This window comes from Candidatus Cloacimonadaceae bacterium, from assembly GCA_030693415.1.
Classification (GTDB): Bacteria; Cloacimonadota; Cloacimonadia; order Cloacimonadales; family Cloacimonadaceae; genus JAUYAR01.
The window spans coordinates 1-4,999 of record JAUYAR010000035.1 but is presented as its reverse complement, the minus strand read 5'-3'; the positions used below and the strand labels follow the sequence as shown (position 1 = coordinate 4,999).

At 40.5% G+C, this 4,999-nt stretch carries 3 protein-coding genes; all 3 read right to left on the bottom strand.

The genetic code is table 11. From position 1 onward, the window contains the following. Positions 1 to 147 precede the first annotated feature (147 nt). Genes Q8M98_02390 through Q8M98_02380 form a run of 3 tightly spaced genes read right to left on the bottom strand, consistent with a single transcriptional unit; the run spans position 148 to position 4,505 of the window. Positions 148 to 1,086 (bottom strand): hypothetical protein, encoded by a 939-nt coding sequence (locus Q8M98_02390; GenBank protein MDP3113603.1) that lies wholly within the window; start codon positions 1,084 to 1,086, stop codon positions 148 to 150. 23 nt (positions 1,087 to 1,109) lie between these two features. After that, positions 1,110 to 2,336, bottom strand: coding sequence for a glycosyltransferase (locus Q8M98_02385; protein MDP3113602.1), 1,227 nt, complete (start codon positions 2,334 to 2,336; stop codon positions 1,110 to 1,112). Positions 2,337 to 2,342: 6 nt separating this feature from the next. After that, positions 2,343 to 4,505, bottom strand: coding sequence for a glycosyltransferase family 4 protein (locus tag Q8M98_02380; protein ID MDP3113601.1), 2,163 nt, complete (start codon positions 4,503 to 4,505; stop codon positions 2,343 to 2,345). Positions 4,506 to 4,999 lie beyond the last annotated feature (494 nt).

Here is a 4,999-nt window from a genome sequence, read left to right as displayed (position 1 = left end):
ACTCATAAATACTATGTAACTATATATTAGATAATACTCTAGCAATACTGGCTCTCAGTAGCGGAACGAGTGGCTCTATTTTTTGGAGGAGTGGCTCTCATCAAGCGGAATGGGTGGCTCAGTTACTCCGGAATATCCAATAATCAACTAAACTTCCAGCCACTCTAGGATTTCTGAAATGCTTCCTGTTGCCAGGGCAATACATTTATCTGCAGAGCCATAATACAGACGAATTTCGTCTTTGTCAGCAATCCAGCCGCAGGGGAAAACAACTTTATCCACGTCACCCATAATTTCGTATTCTGTCTCAGGAGCAAAGACCCATTCATCAGAACGTGCCAATATCTTGGTTGGATCTTCCAAATCAAGAAGCGCCAATCCCAATCTATAAATACAACCGCTTGCTGTAGTTTTTACTCCGTGATACAAGATAAGCCAGCCTTTTTCCGTTTGCAGCGGAGGTGGTGAAAGCCCTACTTTGTTAGCATCCCACCAGGCTCCTTTACGGGCAGGAAGCAGAATCTGATGGTCACCCCAGTGGCGCATATCCGGACTGAAAGAAATCCAGATATGAGAACCCATACTAATGTAGCTTGTCACAGGACGATGCAGCATTGCCCATCTTCCACCAAACTTAACTGGAAACAAGGCAGCGTCTTTATCTTCAGGCGGCATCGCTGCTCCGATTCTGTCGAATATTTTAAAGTCATGCGTGGTTGCCATCGCAACCAAAGGTCCGCCTTTTGAAAATGCTGTATAGACAATCACCCATAAATCCCTAGATTCAATACGTGTAATTCTGGGGTCTTCAATGCCCCAGATTTCTTCAGGATGTGTATCTGCCTGGGGAGGAAAAGTAGGATAAGAATCAATTCGCCAATTCGTAATACCATCCAGGCTGCGGGCTACAGTAAGATGGGATAAACCTCGTCTGTCTTCGACTCTCATCAGTAATAAAGTGTCATCATCAATCTTGGTCACACCGGCATTAAAAACTGAATTGACTTTATAGGGAATATCACTGACCTGGATGATGGGATTTTCAGAATAGCGAGTGAACAATTCCTTAAAATTAGCGTTTCTCATTTCAGCAAATTTCCTTTTGTAGCTTAGAATTCTAAATCCAAAACAACTGGTTTACCTGTGCTGACAGAATTTCGAGCCAGTTTATAAGCATCGTTATATTGCTTGGATACTACTTCCCAAGAGACAACATTTTCCAGATAGTGCTTGAGGTTTTCACCAAGCTCCATACGCAAGTTTTCATGCGTTGCCAGTTTTATTACTTTTTGGCGCAGCATTTCTTTGGTCGTAAACAAAAGCCCGCCCTCACTTTCAAGGGTTTGTGCCGTTAATCCCTCCACAGGTGCACTTGTGATGTAAGGTTTATTGAGAGAAATAATTCGAGCCAGGGTCCCGGATTGGGTTTCATCAATGGAAGGCAAAACAATAAAATCGCAGATTGCCATCATCTTGTAATATGCATCTCCCCGGGGAATAAACTCATGATAATGTGCAATCCTTTTTTTGGCTAATATCTGCACATCAGATTTCCACTTTTCGTAATCTTGTTTGTGCCTGGGGTCACGCATAGCCCCTGCAGCCAAAAGACCCCAGTACTGACCAGTTTGCTCAACTATTTCACGATGGATATCTTCCCACATTGAAAGTAAGATATCCCAACGTTTATTGGATTGAATCCAGCCAATCATCCCCACCAGATGATCAGCTACTCCGATTTTACTTAGACCAAATTCTTTTCTCAATGCCTTAATTTCGTGCAGACCCCAGCGCTTATCGGAGCGAGCTCCATGTGGTATAACCATGATGTTTTGAGGAGTTTTCCAACCTTTTGCCTTGAATGTCCAGTCCAGTCTCCACTTCTGATAATTGCATTTAAATAATACTACCTGACTCTGCTGACACATCTTATAAATAAAATCAGCCTCGAAGTCACTCAAACGACCATGAATAGTATGCGGTTCCACAACAACCGGAGTATGACCAATTGCTTCCAGCAGGTCGAGAAAACCGTCATTTCTGTCGCCAATCCCTCTCGGATCCACATATTCATAAAGACCATATTCATGTTCAATGTGAACCACATATGGGTTTAATTTTTCAATTTTTTTTGCTACAGGCGTCCACCAATCAACTCTTGACATATCAATAATCGGAAAAACACCCTTACCATTGCCGTCCGTGTGACTTATTACCAAAACATCGCGATCTGGATTAGCTTTTTGAATAAATTCTCTTGCTTCTTCGCAAAAAGTGGCAATACCACATAATCTTGGCGGATAAGAGCTAATCATTACAATCGGTTTGTTTGCCATTTTCAATTACCTCCCTTTTTTGCCCCCTGTGTCTTTGACCAAATTTTTATCTAGTAAATAATGGTTAAACAACTGCTTTTGACTAAGTAACGACATAAGGCAAACCAGAGTTGATTCCGCACCTTTGTTACGGTTAGGGCCGTCTGCTGAAAGCCCGTCACAGCAGGAGCCTGTTTTGAAATCATACAACGGAGCATTCAAATCGTTACTGCCAAAAAACCAATCTAAACAATTCTGAGAGTGTTTAATCCAGATTTCGTCAAATGTGATTTTATAAGCTTCACCACAAGCTTCAATCAAATCCAGAATTTCTATCGGCTGCTGGTCAAATCTGGCTTTTTCCTTACCTCGTATATACCAGCCGTGATTACCCACAGGAACACAATGCCCTTTTTCATCTGTTTGAATATCAAGCAGCCACTTCAAACTTTTCAATCCTGCATTAAGCATTGATTTGTTTTTAAGGCAATGCCCGGCAATTATCAAAGCCCGGGCGATTATGCCGTTAGCATAAGTAACACTGTCCTCAATCCAGGGCCAATCATCACTTGCATTTTTCTTGTATAAACACATCAGTTTATTGGCGAGTTTCTCTCTCACCCGATGCACTTCACTATTCCCACCATACAAGGTTAAATAAGCGCGAATGCCAACAATGGCGTAAGCCCAGGCACGCGGAGAAGAAAAATCAACTAAGGGAGGAAGAGCTTTTTCAAATAAATGCTGTGCTGCTGACCTGAAATCTTCGGAATCGGTTAAAGTAATCGCTTCTCCCAAGCCCCAAATTGCGCGACCATGACCATCCTCGGTTCCAATATCCTCATGCCACTGACGGTCAAAACTAAGGAAACTTCGAAATCGTCCATTCTCTTTATTGTAAGCGTGATCCAAAAAACTCAAGTAGGTAGATGCCAGTTTATCAGTCATTCCATTTTCTGTAATAGCTTCTTTTGCCATTAGTACCGCAATTAATGCCCTGGCATTATCGTCTGTGCAATAACCATGTGATCTGTCCGGAATGATAAATTTTGTGTGTTGATAAATTCCGACATCATCAGTAAGATGAATGATATAATCAAGTTTGGGGTTTAGGTATTTTTGCAGAGACAAATCAATAGTTTTTGATTTTAACAATGGTCTTGGCAGGCATTCCCTTTCCTTCTTTACTACTGCGAACACTTCAAGATATTTATCCGCTACCTTTGACCAAACCATTTCCCTTGCGAAGGTATAAGCGTTCTTCCTCATCAAGTGGCACTCCACTTCATTATCAAGCAAATCATTTATTTGCTCAGCTAATGCAAGCGGGTTCTGAAAAGGAACGATTCTACCCCGTCCCTGAGACAACATCTCCTCAGCATACCAGAAGGGAGTGGAAACAATAGCTTTTCCGCTTCCCATGGCATAAGCAAGAGTACCTGATGTAATCTGCTCCCGATTTAAATAGGGAGTTACATAAATATCTGCAGCACACAGAAATTCGCATAATTCGTTCAATTCAACAAATTGATTACGAAAAATTACATACTCACCAAGTCCCAAAGTTTTAACTCTTCTCTGCAGTGTCAGCCTGTAAGCCTCTCCCTGTTCCTTTTTTACATTAGGATGAGTAGCCCCCAAGACTACATAGACTACGTCGGGATGCTGTTTTATTATTGAAGGTAATGCTTCAATCACTGTTTCAATTCCTTTACTGGGAGAAAGCAGACCAAAGGTCAATATTACTCTTCGTCCCTCAACTCCATATTGGTCTTTGAAATAATTGGAGTCAACAAATGGGATGTCAGGAATTCCATGATGAATCATAACAATTTTATCAGCAGACATATTATAAATATCCTGTAACATTTGCTTAGCATAATTACTCATAACAACGACACGGTCAGACAATTGACCAATACGTTTAATGATAGACATCTGATTTTGGTTGGGCGTTTGAATAACAGTATGCAAAGTTGTTACTAAAGGCATCTTGAGCCTGTATAATAGTTCCAATATATATGAACCGTTATCACCTCCAAATATGCCAAATTCATGTTGAAGGCATACTGCGTCAATCCGGTTCAGATTCAAAAAATCCGCTGCTAAGATGTATTCGGATAAATTCCGCTGGTTAATTTCAAAATGAACCTGCCCCGGATACTTGTATCCTTCCTGGATATCGTTCATGGCTACAGCCCAACATTGCATAGATGCATTCTGTTCACATAAGGAAGTCAGTAAATCGCTTGTAAAAGTGGCAATTCCACATGTACGGGGAAGATAATTTCCTATCAGGACAATTTTCCTGAGAGATGAAGTTGATATCTTGGATTTTGGCATATTCTCTTCTCTCTGTTTTTATTTAAAAAATATATAATAAGCTTAAAAAATCCAATTGAAAATGAACCAAATCAATCCAATTTAAAAGTACATCAGTCATTATTCAAGATGCCGACACATTCTTATCTTATATTTAAACATTAATCCTAAACTTACTTTTGTCAAGAATTAAATATCCATAACAACTATGAAGGATACTCGAGACTGTTCAAAAACCATCACCATTCTACGCTGCTTTACCAGAGCACTTGGAGAATAAGTGGTCTAAGTGCTTCCATTTCACATTTTCTTGACAGATTTGGGAGATGTTTAAGTTGGCAATCAGCGATTGCTCATGCATG

Excerpts from the sequence above, each read along its gene's own strand:
- Q8M98_02390 (MDP3113603.1), bottom strand. The coding sequence starts at position 1,086 with ATGAGAAACGCTAATTTTAAGGAATTGTTCACTCGCTATTCTGAAAAT.
- Q8M98_02385 (MDP3113602.1), bottom strand. The coding sequence starts at position 2,336 with ATGGCAAACAAACCGATTGTAATGATTAGCTCTTATCCGCCAAGATTA.
- Q8M98_02380 (MDP3113601.1), bottom strand. The coding sequence starts at position 4,505 with ATGAACGATATCCAGGAAGGATACAAGTATCCGGGGCAGGTTCATTTT.